11 protein-coding genes and 2 pseudogenes are annotated in these 16,493 nt (G+C 72.8%); 11 read left to right on the plus strand and 2 right to left on the minus strand.

Translation table 11 applies throughout. The features are described 5' to 3' along the window. Nucleotides 1-48 precede the first annotated feature (48 nt). Complete coding sequence (locus tag ACFWBY_RS26850) at nucleotides 49-1,062, minus strand: AIR synthase related protein (RefSeq protein ID WP_385338498.1); 1,014 nt, start codon at nucleotides 1,060-1,062, stop codon at nucleotides 49-51. Nucleotides 1,063-1,070: 8 nt separating this feature from the next. After that, on the minus strand, nucleotides 1,071-2,048 hold the full coding sequence (locus tag ACFWBY_RS26855) for an AfsA-related hotdog domain-containing protein (RefSeq protein ID WP_385338495.1): 978 nt from the start codon (nucleotides 2,046-2,048) through the stop codon (nucleotides 1,071-1,073). 560 nt (nucleotides 2,049-2,608) lie between these two features. On the opposite strand from ACFWBY_RS26855, the pseudogene ACFWBY_RS26860 reads away from it, so the two are divergent. The 11 genes and pseudogenes from ACFWBY_RS26860 to ACFWBY_RS26910 all read left to right on the plus strand — a co-directional run. Next, a pseudogene (locus tag ACFWBY_RS26860) lies at nucleotides 2,609-3,517 on the plus strand (4-(cytidine 5'-diphospho)-2-C-methyl-D-erythritol kinase); the annotation flags it as partial. Between the two features lie 180 nt (nucleotides 3,518-3,697). Next, a pseudogene (locus ACFWBY_RS26865) lies at nucleotides 3,698-4,783 on the plus strand (DegT/DnrJ/EryC1/StrS family aminotransferase); the annotation flags it as partial. Further along, nucleotides 4,780-5,898 carry a DegT/DnrJ/EryC1/StrS family aminotransferase gene (locus tag ACFWBY_RS26870; RefSeq protein ID WP_385338492.1) on the plus strand — a complete coding sequence of 373 codons (1,119 nt, stop codon included), beginning with the start codon at nucleotides 4,780-4,782 and terminating at the stop codon, nucleotides 5,896-5,898. The pseudogene ACFWBY_RS26865 and the gene ACFWBY_RS26870, both read left to right, overlap by 4 nt. 20 nt (nucleotides 5,899-5,918) lie before the next feature. Continuing rightward, nucleotides 5,919-6,731 (plus strand): class I SAM-dependent methyltransferase, encoded by an 813-nt coding sequence (locus ACFWBY_RS26875; protein ID WP_385338489.1) that lies wholly within the window; start codon nucleotides 5,919-5,921, stop codon nucleotides 6,729-6,731. Between the two features lie 19 nt (nucleotides 6,732-6,750). Next, nucleotides 6,751-7,701, plus strand: coding sequence for a UbiA family prenyltransferase (locus tag ACFWBY_RS26880; protein ID WP_385338486.1), 951 nt, complete (start codon nucleotides 6,751-6,753; stop codon nucleotides 7,699-7,701). Between the two features lie 28 nt (nucleotides 7,702-7,729). Continuing rightward, a complete protein-coding gene (locus ACFWBY_RS26885) occupies nucleotides 7,730-9,346 on the plus strand; it encodes a class I adenylate-forming enzyme family protein (RefSeq protein WP_385338483.1) in 1,617 nt (538 codons plus the stop codon). Between the two features lie 58 nt (nucleotides 9,347-9,404). Continuing rightward, nucleotides 9,405-10,667, plus strand: a complete 1,263-nt coding sequence (locus tag ACFWBY_RS26890; RefSeq protein ID WP_385338480.1) for a nucleotide sugar dehydrogenase — start codon at nucleotides 9,405-9,407, stop codon at nucleotides 10,665-10,667. Continuing rightward, nucleotides 10,664-11,650, plus strand: a complete 987-nt coding sequence (locus ACFWBY_RS26895) for an NAD-dependent epimerase/dehydratase family protein (RefSeq protein ID WP_385338477.1) — start codon at nucleotides 10,664-10,666, stop codon at nucleotides 11,648-11,650. The genes ACFWBY_RS26890 and ACFWBY_RS26895 overlap by 4 nt, the downstream gene beginning before the upstream one ends. Further along, nucleotides 11,647-13,218, plus strand: coding sequence for an FAD-dependent oxidoreductase (locus tag ACFWBY_RS26900; RefSeq protein ID WP_385338475.1), 1,572 nt, complete (start codon nucleotides 11,647-11,649; stop codon nucleotides 13,216-13,218). The genes ACFWBY_RS26895 and ACFWBY_RS26900 overlap by 4 nt, the downstream gene beginning before the upstream one ends. Next, a complete protein-coding gene (locus ACFWBY_RS26905; protein ID WP_385338473.1) occupies nucleotides 13,215-14,216 on the plus strand; it encodes an alpha/beta hydrolase in 1,002 nt (333 codons plus the stop codon). Before ACFWBY_RS26900 ends, ACFWBY_RS26905 begins: the two co-directional genes overlap by 4 nt. 33 nt (nucleotides 14,217-14,249) lie before the next feature. Next, entirely contained in the window at nucleotides 14,250-16,490 is a 2,241-nt protein-coding gene (locus ACFWBY_RS26910; protein WP_385338471.1) for an MMPL family transporter, read from the plus strand. Nucleotides 16,491-16,493: the final 3 nt, after the last annotated feature.

Below are 16,493 nucleotides of genomic sequence, written 5' to 3' on the forward strand. Positions count from 1 at the left end.
GTTCCTGCCGTCCTGTCCGGCGCGGGGGCCTGCGAAGGCCCGCGATGCCTAGGACAGCCTCGCGGGCGGCGCCTGTTCGGGCGCGAGCGGCACCGCGGAGCCGTCGGCGCGCAGCAGCCGCACGCCCGCCCCGGTACCGGCCAGCACCACACCCACGTCGGCGGCGTCGGCGCCCTGCGGGTGCGCGCGCAGCGCAGCGAGCACGTCATCGGCGTACTCCGCCGCGACCAGCAGGCACAGGCAGCTCGCGCCGGCCGCGTGCCAGGGGTCGACGCCCAGCGTGTCCAGGGCCATCCGCACCTCGTAGCGGACCGGCAGCGCGAGCTCCTCGACCCGCAGGTCCAAGGCGGCCTCCTGCGCCAGCGCCCGCAGCACCGGGGCCAGGCCCTCGCCCGCCACCGGGCGCACCGCCCGCACCGCGTCCCACGGCACGCGGCCGCGGACCAGCGCGAGCAGTGAGGCCAGCGGAGCGCAGGCACCGCTGATGATGGACTCGTACCCGAGCAGCCCGCGCACCGACAGCAGGTGCGCGCCGTAGCCGCCCAGCGGGGCGCTCAGCACGATCCGGTCCCCGGCCCGCGCCGCGCTCCGCCGCAGAGCGCCGCCCGGGAAGACCCCGATGCCGGTGGTCTGGACGTACAGCTGGTCGGCCTCGCCCGCACGCACCGCGCGGACGTCCACGGCGGACACCACCACGCCCGCCTCGCGCGCGCAGTCCCGTACGGAGGCGGCCATCCGGCTCAGCCGCGCCAGCGGCAGCCCCGCCTCGGCGATGACCGACAGGGTCAGCGCCACCGGCTCGGCGCCCGCCGCCGCGATCTCGTTGACGGTGCCGCAGACCGCGACCTGTCCGATGTCCCCGTCGCCGTAGAAGGGGGGGTCCACCACGAAGGCACCGGTGTGCAGCATGGGGGAGCCCGCCCCGAGCGGCGGGCAGTCGGCCCGTACGTCGCCCAGTACCCGCTCGACCACGGCCCGCAGGTTCTGCCCGCCGGGGGCGGCGTCGCGGTCGTCACCGAGGCCGACGTGCCCGGCCGGGGCGGGCGGCGCGCCCTGCGCCACGGCGGCCATCAGGCGGCCCGGGAAGCGGTGATCTCGGCCTCCGCGGTGACCTTGCCGAGCTGGGAGACCGTCAGCCGGATCGGTGCGCACACCCGGCCGGCCGCGTCGCGGCGCACCGGACCGGCCACCGCGGTGCAGCTCAGCGGCAGGTCCAGCTCGGCGAACCCCCGGAAGCGCACGGCCATCGCGGTCAGGGCGGTCTCGGCCGGGTGGAAACCGTGGCTCCGGTCGGCGGCCAGCACCGCGGACTGCCGCAGCGCCTCCACCAGCAGCAGGCCCGGCACCGAGTCGGCGCCGTCCAGGAAGAACACCGGATGGCCCGGGTCCACGACGATCGCGGTGGTGGACGACTCCCCGCGGACCACGGGCGCGCAGACCACCACGTCGCCCGGATCCGTACGGCCCACCGCCCCGGGGTCGGCGAGCGGACGGGCCGGACCGGACGGGCGCGGCCCGTCCCCGCGGACGGCGGCGAGCCGGCTGGTCGCGCGGTGGCCGCGGGCCACCGCCGGTGGCAGGAAGAGGACTTCGGCCGAGCCCGCACAGCCCGGCTCCCCGTCGATGCGCAGCGTGCCGGCCAGCCGCAGTCCGCGCGGGACCCCGCTCGCGGCCCGGGAGGTGGGCGTGGCGCGGACGTCCAGCGCCAGGTGCGCGCCCGTGCCCCGGCCGCGCCACGCGGCCGGATCGGCCACCGCCCAGTCGAGGCCGACGAACAGGCAGGCGCGCTCGGCGGGCACCCGGAAGTAGCGGTAGCCCAGGGACAGGCCCAGCTGCCGGAAGATCTCGACGAACAGCTGGGTGTCGTGGCCGCCGGCGCCGTCGCCGAACAGGGAGGGGCCGCACGGCAGCTCACCCGCCAGCGCGAAACGCTCCTCGTCCCGCTCCGGGACGCCGGGGCCGGACGGCGGCGGGTCCTTCGGCAGGTGGACGAGCCGGCGGGTGACCGCCGTCAGATCGAGCCCCTCGAGTGTCGCGGTTCGAGACATCCTCACTCCTTGCGGGTGCGTCGCCGCTCCGTGCGGAGAGCTTCGGTCCGGCCCCGGCCGCGGGGTGTCCGGGCGTGCCCGTCCAGCTTCCGCGCGCGCCGGGCGCCGGGCCAGCGCCGGGCGATGGCACCAAGTTGCACGGCAGGTACTGCTGCCTTCCCGGGCGCCTTCCCCGAGCCTCTTTCCCGACCTGTTCCCGGGCTGTTCCCGCGCGCGGTCACCGAGTGGCGTCCCAGCGCCGTGCGAGTGCCGCGCGAGCGCCGTCCGGGTGCCGCCCGAGGGCGGCCGGGGCCCCGCGACAGTCCTCCGGGGGCCCCGCGGGCCGGGCCGCCGGACACGTCGGAGCAGGTCGCACGGGGTGTCGCGGTCGCTTTAGCCGGGCGCATGGACCCCGTCGCAGACTCACGGCACCAAGGCAGCGGCGGGACGGATTCCGCCCCGCGCCGCCCCCTCGGAACTCGTCCGTCCAGCCGGCGCGGCGGTCCGCCGGGGCACCGCGCCGGGACACCTTCGACACAGGAAGCAGCCACGTTGATGATCGAGATCTGGGACGCCGCACGGTGAGCGTCACTGTCCGGGTACCGGCCAAGGTCAACCTCCACCTCGCCGTGGGGGCGACCCGGCCGGACGGCTACCACGAACTCGTCAGCGTCTTCCAGGCGGTGTCGCTCCACGACACCGTCACGGCCACCCCCGCCCCCGAGCTCTCCGTCACGCTCTGCGGCGAGGACATCGGGGCGGTCCCCGCCGACCGGCGCAACCTCGCCGCGGCGGCGGCCGCCCTCCTCGCCGAGCGGATCGGTGTCGACGCGGGCGTCCACCTGCACATCGACAAGCGGATCCCGGTGGCCGGCGGCATGGCCGGCGGCAGCGCCGACGCGGCCGCCGCCATCGTGGGCTGCGCCGCGCTCTGGGGCCTGGCCCCGGACGACCCGGTGCTGGCCGAGGTCGCCGCGCAGGTCGGCAGCGACGTCGCGTTCGCGCTCATGGGCGGAACCGCCCTGGGCACCGGGCGCGGCGAGCAGCTCACCGCGCTGCCCGTCTCCGGCCGCTTCCACTGGGTGTTCGCCGAGGCCCACGACGGGCTGAGCACCCCGCGCGTGTTCCGCGAGTACGACCGGCTGCTCGCCGAGTCGGACACGGCGGCTCCCGGGCCCGAGGAACTCGCCCCCGCGGCGGACTTCGCGGCGGCCCTCGCCTCCGGGGACCCGGACCGGCTCGCCGCCCTGCTGCGCAACGACCTGGAGGGCGCCGCGCTGCGGCTGCGCCCGGAGCTGGCCGACACCCTGGGCGCCGGACTCGACGCCGGGGCGCTCGGCGCGCTGGTCAGCGGCTCCGGCCCGACCTGCGCCTTCCTGGTCCGTGACGAAGCCGGCGCGGAGGCGGTGGCCGCGGCCCTCGACGCCTCCGGGTACTGCCGGTCCGTACGCACCGCCCACGGTCCCGTCGACGGTCCGGCCGCGCGGGTGACCACCGGGACGGACCCGGGCTCCCCCAACGTCTCCCAAGGAGCAGCCGTGAAGAGTGTGGAAGTTTCCGCCGAGGCCGAGGCCGAGGCCGAGGCCGGCGGTCGCGAGCGCGAGGGGGTGCCGTTCTTCACGCAGGCGGCCACCTTCGACGCGCTGTGGCCGTCGATCAGCGCCCACATACAAGACGTGTTCGACCGCAACAAGTGGTCGCACGGCCGCAAGTGCCTGGAGCTGGAGCGGGCGGTGGCCGCCTACACCGGCGCCAAGCACGCCATCGCGGTCAACAACGGCACCGACGCCCTGGTCATCCTGCTGCGCGCGGCCGGAGTCCGGCGCGGCGACGAGGTCGTCGTACCCGCCTTCACCTTCGCGGCGACCGCCACCACCGTCGCGGCCATCGGCGCCGTCCCCGTCTTCGCGGACATCGACCCCGTCACGTACGCCATGGACCCGGTCTCCTTCGAGAAGGCGATCACCGAGCGCACCCGGGCCGTGATGCCCGCCCACCTGTTCACGCAGCTCGCCGACATGGACGCGATCTCCGAGGTCGCGGAGCGGCACGGGATCACCGTCCTGGAGGACAGCGCCGAGGGCATCGGCATGCGCTGGAACGGCAAGCACGCGGGTCTGCTCGGCCGGGGCGGGGTGCTGTCCTTCTTCCCCACCAAGACGCTCGGCGCGATCGGCGACGCGGGGATGATCCTCACGGACGACGACGAGATCGCCGAGACCGCGCAGATCCTGCGCCACCACGGCCGCATGGGCAAGACCATCGACCACATCGCGGGCATCTCCAACCTGTCGGGCGCCTCGGGCACCAACAGCAAGATGGACGACATCCAGGCGGCCGTGCTGATGGCGAAGCTGCCGCGCCTCGACCAGGACATCGCCACCCGCGCCCGCCTCGCGCGGGCCTACCACGAGCGACTGTCGGGCCTGCCGGGAATCCTGCGCCTGCCCACCGTCGTGGAGCGCCCGGTCCCCACCGACGCGGTCTTCTACGTGTACGAGATCGAGGTCGAGCGGCGCGACGAGCTGGTCGCCCATCTGACCTCGCGGGGCATCGGCACCGAGACGTACTACCCGATCCCGCTGCACGTGCAGCCCTGCTTCGCGGACCTGGGCTACGAGCCGGGTGACTTCCCCGTGGCCGAGGCCGCCTGCGAGCGGGCCGTGGCCCTGCCCTTCTACCCCGACCTGACCGAGGAGCAGCTCGACACCGTCGTCGCCGCGATCCGGGACTTCTTCACCGGGAGCCAGTCGTGACCACCCTGCCCTTCTTCCCGCCGGACCTGTTCGAGGAAGACAAGGACGCCCTGCTCAAGGTGCTGTTCGACGTCGGCACCGATCCGGAGCAGCGCTTCATCCTCGGCCGACGGACGGCCGAGTTCGAAGAGGAGATCAAGAAGGCGACCGGGGCCGGCGCGGTTCTCGCCTGCGGCAGCGGCACGGGCGCGCTGGAACTGGCCGTCGGCGCCCTGGACATCGGTCCCGGCGACGAGGTCGTCGTCCCCGCCTTCTGCTGCCAGCCGGTGGCCTCCGCCGTGGTCAACGCGGGAGCCACCCCGGTCTTCGCGGACGTGGACCCGTGGACGATGGTCATGGACCCCGACCACACCGAGAGCCTGATCACCGGGCGCACCAAGGCGCTGCTGCCCGCGCACCTGTTCTCGATCATGGCCGACATGCCGCGGTTCATGGACATCTCCCGGCGTCACGGCATTCCGGTGATCGAGGACGCGGCGGTCGCCCAGGGCGCGGTCCTGGACGGCGTTCCCGCGGGCCGCTGGGGCACCCTCGGCGCCTTCTCCTTCTTCCAGGTCAAGGCGCTGGGCACGGCCGGCGAGGGCGGCGTCGTCCTGACGGACGAGCCGGAACTGGCCACCGCCGTCAAGATGCTGCGCAACCACGGCCAGGACGGCGTCAACCGCTTCCTGCACCACCGCATCGGCCGCAACAGCCGCTTCGACGAGGTCCTCGCGGGCTTCCAGCTGCACCGGCTGGCCGGCTTCGCCGACCGCATGGAGCGCCGGGCACAGATCGCGGACTACTACACCGACCGCTTCGCCGCACTCGCCGACGAGGACGTCAAGGCCCCGCCGGCCGGGCGCAACGGCCGCTGCTACTACGTGTACTCGCTCCAGGTCTCCCGGCGCGAGGACCTGCGCGCCTACCTGAGCGAGCACGGCATCGGCTCGCACGTCTACTACCCGACCCCGCTCCCGCTGCAGCCGGCCTTCGCCGCGTTCGCGCCGGAGGGTGCCGACTGGCCGAACGCGCGCTGGGCCAGCCGGTCCAACCTCGCGATCCCGGTCTGGCCGCACCTGACCGACGCCGAGGTCGAGCACATAGCCGACACGATCTGCGATTTCTTCGCCTAGGCCCAGGAGGACCAGGACCCATGACCGTCACCACGGAAGCGGACCAGCAGCAGGAGTACGTCTTCGACTCCGCCTGGGACAAGGAGACCGAGCGGCTGATCACCAACGAGGCCATCTGGGACCCCGGCACCTTCGAGCGCTTCGAGCGGCTCGGGGTCGGCCCCGGCTGGCACTGCCTGGAGGTCGGCTTCGGCTCGGGCTCCGCCGCCCGCCGCCTCGCGGAACTGGTCGGCCCCACCGGCCGGGTGGTCGCCGCCGACCTCAAGCCCGAGCGGCTGATCGACGAGCAGGACGAGACGCTGCGGGTGCTCCAGCTCGACCTGCGCGAGGACGAGCTGCCCGCCGCCGCCTTCGACCTCGTCCACGCCCGCATGGTCATCCAACACCTGCCCGAGCGCGAGGCCCTGGTCGCCAAGCTGGTCGGCGCCCTCAAGCCCGGCGGCATCCTCTTCCTCGAGGACACCGACTCCTCGACGCTCTTCCGCAGCGCCCGGTCCGAGGACTTCCTCCAGGACGTGCGCGCCGCCGGGTACGGGCTCATGCGCGAGAACGGCCACGACCCGCGCGGCGGGCACGTCGACTACCACATCGCGCTGGGCACCGGCCTGGAGGACGTGCAGGCCGAGGGTCGCGTGGTCATGGTCCAGGGCGGCTCGGTCCAGGCCCGCCACTACCAGCTGTGGCTGGAGTTCATGGCCACCCGCATCGTCGCCGAGGGCCTCGTGACCCGCGAGCGCATCGACGAGGCCATCGCGCAGATGGGCGACCGGGCCCACAACTGGCTCAGCCAGGTCCAGATCTCCACCACCGGCCGCAAGCCGCTCGGCTCCTGAGACGGCGGAGGAATCGGGCATGACCGACACCCTGGCACCCCCGGCACGGCCGCGGATGAGCCGCCCGCGTGCCTACGCGCAGCTGGCCAAGCTGAGGTTCTTCGACTACTACCTTGCCGCGCTGGTCGTGTGGACGATGCTGCCGCCGGACGAGCGGCTGGATCCGCGGGTCCTGCTGACGCTGGTCGTGCTCACCCTCGGCTGGGTCGGCGTCTGCGCCTGCGCCGTCGCCTTCGACGACGTCACCGGCTTCCGGGACGGCAGCGACCTCGTCAACTACGACCCCGCGCAGGCGCAGTTGCGCAACCGTGAGCTCAAGCCCCTCCTGGACGGCCACCTGACGGTCCGCCAGGCCCTCGGGTTCGGGTACGCGGCCCTGCTCTTCGGCGTCACCTGGGCGGTCGTGGGCGCGCTGATCGCCCCGCACCGGCCGGTGTGGGCCCTGGCCCTGCTCCCGGTCCTGGTCGGCGGCAGCGTCCAGTACTCCTACGGCATGCGGCTGAGCCACCGCTACGGGCAGGAACTGGTCCTCATCCTGAGCACCAGCCTGGTCGCGGTGATCCCCTTCGGCCTCGTCCACGGCGAGATGACGGGGCTGGCCCTGCTGGAGTCCGCGCTCATCGGCCTGTGGAGCGTGCTCGTCTCGCTCTACTCCAACATCAACGACCGCGACGGGGACATCGCCTCCGGCCGCAAGAACCTCGCGACGATGCTGCGGCCGCCCGTCTACGCCGCCGTCATCGCCGCGTTCAGTCTGGCCGAGACCGCGGCGATCGTCTGGGCCTGCGCCGCCGGGGCCGTGCCCTGGTGGTTCCTGCTCGCGCTCGCCCCGGTGATCGCCCTGCGCGCGCACCAACTGCGCACCGGACTGCTCAAGGGGCAGGTCCTGGTCGCCCGCAAGCTCGGCGGCCAGGCCCACCGCCTCGGCGTGGCCCTGCTGCTCGTCGCCAACCTGCTCGCCGTCCGCTGACCCGACTTCCACGAAGACAAGGCTGGGTATGAAGAAGAACCTGCGACCCAAGAACCTGGGCGCGCTGTTCGAGGCATACGCCGACGCGGACGTGCCGGCATGGCACCTCGACCGGCCCTTCGACATCGCGCCCGACGCCGGCCGCCAGTACGACGCGGCCCGCCTCGCCTCGCTCGTCGCCGACATGTCCGGCCGGCTGCGCCTGGCCGGCCTGCGCCGCGGCGACCGGCTAGCCATCGTCAAGGAGAACCACCACGACGTGGTGCTCCTCGCCGCGGCCGCCGCCCGCATCGGCGCGCTGCCCGCCATGATCTCGGCCACCAACGCCCCCGGCGTACTGGCCCAGATGATGGAGCGCTTCGCGCCGCGCGTCCTGATCGCCTCCGACTCCGTGCTCGCCGCGGCCGTCAAGGAGGGGGTGCTGCTCACCGGTCCGGGGACCCAGGTGATCTCCATCGACGGGGACACCTCGCTGGCCGCCGACGCCGTCGGCCTCGCCGACCTCAGCGGCGCGGACGTGCCGCCGGTGGACCTGCGCGGCCAGGACGAGCCGATGATCTGCACGCACACCTCGGGGACCACGGGCGTACCCAAGCTGGTGGTGCACTCGCCGAACACCCTGCTCGGCGTGCTCACCAAGCTGGAGACGATGCCGATCCCGGGCCTCGCGGTCCGCCCCGACGACGTCTTCGCCTCCTGCATCGCCTTCGTCCACGGACGCGCCATCACCTGGACCTTCGCCCAGATGGCCCGCTCGCCGCAGAACGTGGTCATCCTCGCCGGCTCCGAGCCGCAGACCGCCGCCGCGATGCTCTCCGAGCACCGCCCGACGATCCTCGAGGCCTGCCCGAACATCTACCAGCGCTGGGAGCCCCTCACCGAGTCCCACCCGGACGCGTTCCGGCGCGTGCGCGCCTACCTCAACACCTTCGACGCGATCCACCCGCCGACCGTCCGCAAGTTCATGGAGGCCAGCGACGTCCGCCGGCCCGTGTGGGGGCAGGTCTGGGGCCAGAGCGAGACCGGCCCGGTGGCCATGGCCATCTACTCCCGCAACAAGATCCGCAAGAACGCGGGCGCCCTGGACCCGGTGACCAACGTGGTCGGCCGCCCCGTCCCGTTCGTCACGCAGGTCAAGGTCGTGAACCCCGAGACCCGCAAGCCCGTCCCGGCCGGGGAGCAGGGTGTCGTCCTCGTCCGCACCAAGGGACTGTGCCTCACCTACCTCGGCGAGGACGACCGCCACCAGGAGAAGGCCTGGGACGGCTGGTGGAACACCGGCGACATGGGCGTGCGCTCGCGCACCGGCAACCTGCGCATCGTCGACCGCGAGGTCGACCTGATCCCCGGGGTCAGCGGCATCGAGCTGGAGTCGATCCTCCTCGAACGCCTGGAGCGGGCCACCGAGGTGATCGTGCTCGGCGACCCCGGCGGTCTGCCGGTCCCCGTCATCAGCCTGTCCGGACCGGACCTCACCGACGAGGAGTGGGCCGCCGCCACCCGCGACCTGCCCGAGCTCGCCGCGCCGCGCGTCATCGATTGGGAGGACTTCCCGCGCACCGGCACCTGGAAGGTGCGCCGCTTCGACCTGCGCCAGCGGGTCCTGGAGTCCCAGGAAACCTTCGGCACCGGTCTGTGGACCTGATCCGCCGGTCAACCCACCCCCAACGGCCCCCAACGGCAACCAAAGGAACGGACAGACGATGGCAAAGATCGTCATCATGGGACAGGGCTACGTCGGCCTGCCCCTTGCGATGCTCGCCGCCGAGGCGGGCCACACGGTCGTCGGTTTCGACGTCAGCGAGGAGCGCGTCAAGCGCATCGCGGCCGGCGAGTCCTTCGTCGAGGACGTCGCGCCCGAGCGGCTCGTGGCGGTCCTCGACTCCGGCGCCTACCGCCCCACCACCGAGGAACGCGACCTCGGCGGCTTCGACGTCGCCGTGATCAGCGTGCCCACCCCGCTGCGCGAGGGCGTGCCCGACCTCAGCCACATCGAGTCGGCCGCGCGCAGCCTCGGCCGCTTCCTGCGCCAGGGCGCCACCATCGTCCTGGAGTCGACGACCTACCCCGGTACCACCGAGGAGCTCGTGGCGCCGATCCTGGAAGAGTTCTCGGGCCTGACCGCGGGCACCGACTTCCACCTCGGCTACAGCCCCGAGCGCATCGACCCGGGCAACCGCACCTGGACGCTGGAGCGCACCCCCAAGGTGGTCTCCGGCATCGACGAGCCCTCCCTCGCCGCGATCGACACCTTCTACTCCGGGCTGATCGACACCACGGTCCCCGTCGGCTCCCCGAAGGTCGCCGAGCTCACCAAGCTCGTCGAGAACACCTTCCGGCACGTCAACATCGCCCTCGTCAACGAGCTCGCGATGTACGCCCACACCCTCGGCATCGACGTGTGGGAGGCCATCGACGCCGCGGCCACCAAGCCGTTCGGCTTCATGAAGTTCACCCCCGGCCCCGGAGTCGGCGGCCACTGCCTGCCCGTGGACCCGGTCTACCTGTCCTGGCAGGTGGAGCGGAAGGTCGGCCGGCTCTTCCGCTTCGTGGAGCTCGCCAACCACATCAACGACCACATGCCCGGATACGTCGTCCAGCGGCTCATCTACGGCTTCAACGAGCGCGGCCGGGCCCTGAAGGGCGCCCGCGTCCTGCTGCTGGGCCTCGCCTACAAGCCGGACACCGGCGACGCCCGCGAATCGCCCGCCACCCGCGTCGTCGAGGGCCTGCTGCGCCTGGGCGCCGAGGTCCGCGCGGTCGACCCGCACGTCGTCGAGGGCCACGGGGTCGACTCGCGCCTGACGCGCGTCGAGCTCACCGAGGAGGAAGTGGCCGCCGCGGACGCCGTCGTCCTGCTCACCGACCACTCGGCGTTCGACCTCGAACTGGTCGGGCAGCACGCCTCGTACGTCCTCGACTGCCGCCGGAAGATCCCCGCCGGCCCGACGGTCGAGCACCTGTGAGCACCCCTCGGCAGCGGGTCCTGGTCACCGGCGCCACCGGCTTCGTCGGCGGCGCGGTCACCCGCGCCCTGCTCGCGGCCGGCCGCGAGGTGACCGCCCTGGTCCGCGACCCGGCCTCGGCCGCCGCCGCGGACCTGGCCGCCGCCGGGGCAAGGCTGCACAGCGGCGACATGCTGCGGCCCGGGTCGTACACCGGGCTGGTCGAGCACAGCGACGCCGTGGTGCACGCGGCCCAGCCGCGCGTCACCGGGCGGCTGACCGCCTCCCGGCTGGCGGGCCTGCGCACCGCGGACCGGGTCATGACCTCGGCGCTCGCCGAAGCCTGCGCGCGCCACGGCAGCAGGCTGCTCTACACGGGCGGCGCCTACGTGTACGGGGACCACGGGAGCCGGTGGATCGACGAGAACACCCCGCACGCGCCCGCCCCGCTCGGCGTCGGCCACGCGGCCGGTGCGGCGATGCTGCGCTCGCTGGGCGGGCGGGGGCTGGACGCCGTCACCCTGTACGCCGGGTTCGTCTACGGACCCGGCGGCAACTTCAAGACGGCCTTCCTCGACCAGGTCCGCTCCGGGCGGCTGCGCTACATCGGCGACGGCCGCGCCTACTGGAGCTGCGTCCACGTCGAGGACCTCGCGGCCGGATACCTGGCCGCACTGGACCGGGCGCCCGCCGGCGGCTCGTACAACCTCGTCGACGACGAGCCGCTGCGGATCGCCCAGTTCACCGCGCGGATCGCGTTCGCCACCGGCGTGCGCAAGGTCTCGGGCGTACCGCGGCCGCTCGCCGCGCTCGCGTTCGGCGGGGCCGTAGCGACCTCGCTCACCACCTCGTACCGCGTTTCCAACCGCCGTGCCCGCACCGAGCTCGGCTGGAGCCTTGCCCACCCCACCGTGGCGGACGGCCTGCCCGCGGTCCTCGGGGACCTCGCGGCGCGCCCGACCGCCGCGGCCGCCACCACGCACGCAGGAGGGAGCAGCCGATGAGCCAGACCACAGGGGCCCCCGGCACCGAAACCGGCGAGGGCCACGCCATCGTCATCGGATCGAGCCTCGCCGGGCTCACCGCGGCCGCCGCCCTGGCCCGCACCATGGACCGGGTCACGGTCATCGAGCGCGACCGGCTGCCCGACGGCCCGCGGTGGCGCCGGGGCGTGGCCCAGTCCCGGCACGCCCACAACCTGATGGCCGCCGGCCACCAGGGCCTGGAGCAGCTCTTCCCCGGGATCGGCAACGAGCTGATCGCCGCCGGCATGGTCAGCGTGCGCATGCCCGAGGACATCCTGCTGATGGCCCCCGGCGGCTGGATCCCGCGCTTCGACACGGGCCTGTCGATGATGACCGGCACCCGCGACGTCATCGACTCCGTCGTGCGCGAGCGGCTGCTCGGCGACCCGAAGGTCTCCTTCCTGCAGGAGCACGAGGTGGTCTCCCTCCAGGGCGGCCCCGGCTCCACCGTCACCGGCGTCTGGGTGCGCGGCAGGGACGGGGCGGCCCCGGCCGGCTGGAGTGCCAAGCGGTTCGTCGCGGCGGAGTTCACCGTCGACGCCTCGGGCCGCAAGTCCCGCGCCCCCGAATGGCTCACCGAGCTCGGCTACGACGCTCCGCGCGAGAGCGTCGTCGACGCCCAGACCGCCTACGCCACCGCGGTGTTCGCCCCTCCGGCCGGCCACGTCGCCGACTGGAAGTGCATGCTGCTGATGGCCACCCCCGGCAATCCGCGCCAGGGCATCCTCAACCCCATCGAAGACGGCAAGTGGATGGTGTCGGTGTCCGCCAGCGGCGGCCGCCGGCCCCCCACCGACCTCGAGGGCTTCCTCCAGGCCGTCAAGTCCCTGCGCGACCCCGTCCTGTTCGAGGCCATCGAGCACGCCACCCCTCTGGGCCCGATCCACGGTTCGGGCCGCACCGAGAACCGCTGGCGCCAGTACGAGAAGCTGCGCCGCGCCCCCGACCGGTTCCTGGTCGTCGGCGACGCGATGGCCGCCTTCAACCCCTCCTACGGGCAGGGCATGTCGGTCGCCGTCCAGGGCGCGCTGGTCCTGGACCGGATGCTGCGCGACCGCGGCACGGTCCCCGGACTGGCCGGGCGGCTGCGCAAGGCGCTCGCCAAGGAGGCCGCCGGAGCCTGGCAGATCGCCACCACCTCCGACCTCAAGTACCCGTGGGCCGCCGAGGTCACCCCGCCCGACCTGCAGACCCGCATCGCCCAGTGGTACGTCGACAAGGTCGCCGCGGTGGCCCCGGTCAACCGCGCCGCCGCCACCGTGATCCTCGAGCTGGGCCAGCTGCTGGTCACGCCGACCGCGGCCTTCCGGCCCAAGGTGCTGGCCGCGGCCCTGCGCGGGCCGCGGGGGCCCGTCCCGTCCGACCCGCCGAGCACCACGCACGGCACGGCGGCCCGTACCTCCTCCCTGGGGGTCCTCACCACGTCGTCCGGACAGCGGGCCTCGAGCTCCTCCGCACGCCCGCCGCGCGGCGGGCGGGACGCGCAGGACGCCGCACCGCTCGCCGACATCCTTCCGATCCACGGCAGTTCTAGGAGAACCCGATGACCACGACCGCCATCCATCCCGCGGACCTGGACGCGGCCGCGCACACGCAGGACGGCACGGTCCGCGAGGACCTGACCTTCCGCGTGCGCCCCGTCGCCGCGCCGCAGACCGAGTGGCAGCTCCGCGGCGAGCTGCTCATCCCCGAGCAGGGCGCCGACACCGTCCAGGTGCTCCTGCCGGGCCTCACCTACGACCGCCGCTACTGGACCGTGCCCGGCGAGTACGACTACGCCGCGCACATGCTGCGCGCCGGTTACGCCGTGCTGCTCCTCGACCGCCTCGGCACCGGCGCCAGCAGCCGCCCGGCGGCCGTCGACGTCACCGTCGACAGCAACGTCGAGACGATCCACCACGTCGTCCAGGAGCTCCGCGCCGGCACCCCCGGCGGGCACTCCTTCGCCAAGGTCGTCACCGTCGGCCACTCCTTCGGTTCCGGCCTGGCCATCGTCGAGGCCGCACGCCACGCGGACGTGGACGCCCTCGTCGTCACCGGCATGCTGCACACCACGGCGCCGCTCTACGACGAGGTCATCAACTTCTTCCACCCGGGCGCCGAGGACCCGGTCATCGCCGACCCGGACCTGCCGCAGTGGTACATGACCCAGCGCCCGGGCCTGCGCGCCCGGATGCTGGAGCACGCGGAGGGCATCGACCCGGAACTGTCGGCCCACGACGAGCTCATCAAGGCCACCGCCACCCTCGGCGAGGGCGAGAGCCTGCCGCAGACCTACCTGCCCGAGTACTCGCTCGCGGTCAAGGTTCCCGTGCTCCTCGTGGTCGGTGAGCACGACGCGCTGTTCAGCAGCGCCGATGTCGGCTTCGCCGCCGACAGCGAGGCCGTGCACGCCTTCGAAGAGGACTTCTACGGGCCCGAGGCGGAGCTGGAGACGCACGTCGTCCCGGCGACGGGCCACTCCCTCAACGTGCACCGCACGGCACCGGAGGCCTACGCGATCACCGAGCGCTGGCTGAACCGAAAGCTCTCCGCGTCCGCATGACGCCGGAGTTACGTTCCGAAGAAGGGGAATCCCATGTTTGAGAGTCTGTCCCGACTCCTGCTCAATTCACCAAAAAAGGTACTGCTCTGGACCTTGATCATCGTCCTCGTGGCCGGCGGCGCGGCAGGCGGTCTGCAAAAGCGCCTCACGATGGGTGGTTACGAGTCCACCGGTACCGAGTCGTACCAGGCCGCAGCCGAGCTGGGCGAGACCTTCAAGCAGGGTGAACCCAACCTGCTCCTCCTGGTGAAGGACGAGCGCGGCGTCGACGACCCCGCGGTCGCCGCCGCGGGCGCCGCCCTGACCCAGAAGATCGCCGGCGAGGCCGAGATCTCCAACGTGGTCTCCTACTGGACTTCGGGCAAGGCCCCGGCCCTGCGCGCCAAGTCCGGCAACCAGGCCCTCGTCCTCGGCCGGGTCAACGGTGACTTCGACGACGTCATCGCCCGGATCAAGGAGATCGACAAGGAGTACACGGGCCAGGTCGAGGGGCTGGAGGTGAAGACCGGCGGCTCCGCGATGATGTGGCTGGAGAACACCACCCAGTCCTCCGAGGACAGCGCCAAGGCCGACTCCATGGTCTTCCCGCTCGTGCTCATCGTCCTGATCATCATCTTCGGCAGCGTGATCGCCGCCCTGCTCCCGCTGGCCGTCGCCATGAGCGCGATGCTGCTGTCGATGGGCGTGCTGTTCGGCGTCACCATGTTCAGCGAGACCTCCAGCATGGTCATGAGCACCACGACCTTCCTGGGGCTCGGGCTGGGCATCGACTACAGCCTGCTCTTCGTCACCCGCTACCGAGAGGAACTGCGGCGCGGCAAGGAGATCAACGAGGCCATCCGCGTCACCATGCGCACCGCCGGACGCACGGTGCTCTTCTCCGCGCTGACGGTCGCGGTCGCCTTCCTCGGCCTGTTCGCGCTGCCGTTCACGATGCTGCGCTCGCTGGCCTTCGGCTGCATCGCCACCGCCCTGCTCGCCGCCGCCTCGACGATCGTGCTGGTCCCGGCCCTGCTCAAGTGGATCGGCCCGCGCATCGACAAGTGGCAGATCATCAAGCGCAAGCCGAACCGGGCCAACGACGGCGGCGGTTTCTGGCACTCCACCTCGACCGCGGTCATGAAGCGCCCGGTCCTGGTCTCCGTCCTCGTCCTCGCCTTCGTCGTCCTGCTCGGCCTGCCGGCCGCGAACATGAACGTGCGCCTGCCCGACGAGAGCGTGCTGCCCGCGGACGCCAAGTCGGCCCAGGTCGCGGCCCAGCTCAAGGCGGACTTCGACTCCCGCGAGCAGCAGCCCCTGCAGATCGTCGCCGTCGGCAGCGGTGACCCGAAGTCGAAGACGGCCGAGATCGGCTCCTACGCCGAGCAGCTGTCCTCGCTGCCCGGCGTCACCCGCGTCGACGCCCTCACCGGCAGCTACGCCGGCGGCAAGCTGGTCGCCGAGCCCACCGAGGGCAACGCCCGCTTCGGCGCCTCCGATTCCACCTTCCTGTCCCTGATCCCCGCCGTGGACCCGTACGGCGACAAGGGCGACGAGCTGGTCCAGGACGTCCGCGGCACGAAGGCCCCCTTCGACGTCAAGGTCGGCGGCCCCGCGGCCGTCAGCGTGGACACCTTCGACAAGCTCGAGGACACCCTCCCGGTGGCCGCGCTCATCCTCTTCGTCGGCATGTTCGTCCTGCTCTTCCTGCTCACCGGAAGCGTGCTGCTGCCGATCAAGGCGATGGTCCTCACCGGCCTCAGCCTGTCCGCCACCTTCGGGGCCCTGGTCTTCATCTTCCAGGACGGCCACCTCAAGGGCCTGGTCGGCGACTTCATCGTCACCGGCGCCATCACCTGGACCGTGCCGGTGATGCTCTTCACGATCGCCTTCGCCCTGTCCATGGACTACGAGGTGTTCATGCTGTCGCGGATCAAGGAGGAGTACGACCGCACCGGTGACAACGAACTGGCGGTCGCCTCCGGCCTGGAGCGCGTCGGCAAGGTCGTCACGTACGCGGCACTGCTGCTCTCGCTGGTCTTCGTGGTCCTGGTCACCTCGGGCATCAGCTACATGAAGGCGATCGGCCTCGGCCTGGCGCTCGCCATCGTCATGGACGCCACCATCATCCGCGGCGCCCTGCTGCCCGCCACGATGAAGCTCATGGGGCGCGCCAACTGGTGGGCTCCCGGCCCGCTGCGCAAGCTGCACCAGCGCTTCGGCCTCCACGAGGGCGAGGAGGCGCCGGTGACCGGCGCGAACTCCGGAGCGCCGTTGGCCTCCAACACCCGCTGACGA

The organism is Streptomyces sp. NPDC060049 (assembly GCF_042736715.1).
Lineage (GTDB): Bacteria > Actinomycetota > Actinomycetes > Streptomycetales > Streptomycetaceae > Streptomyces.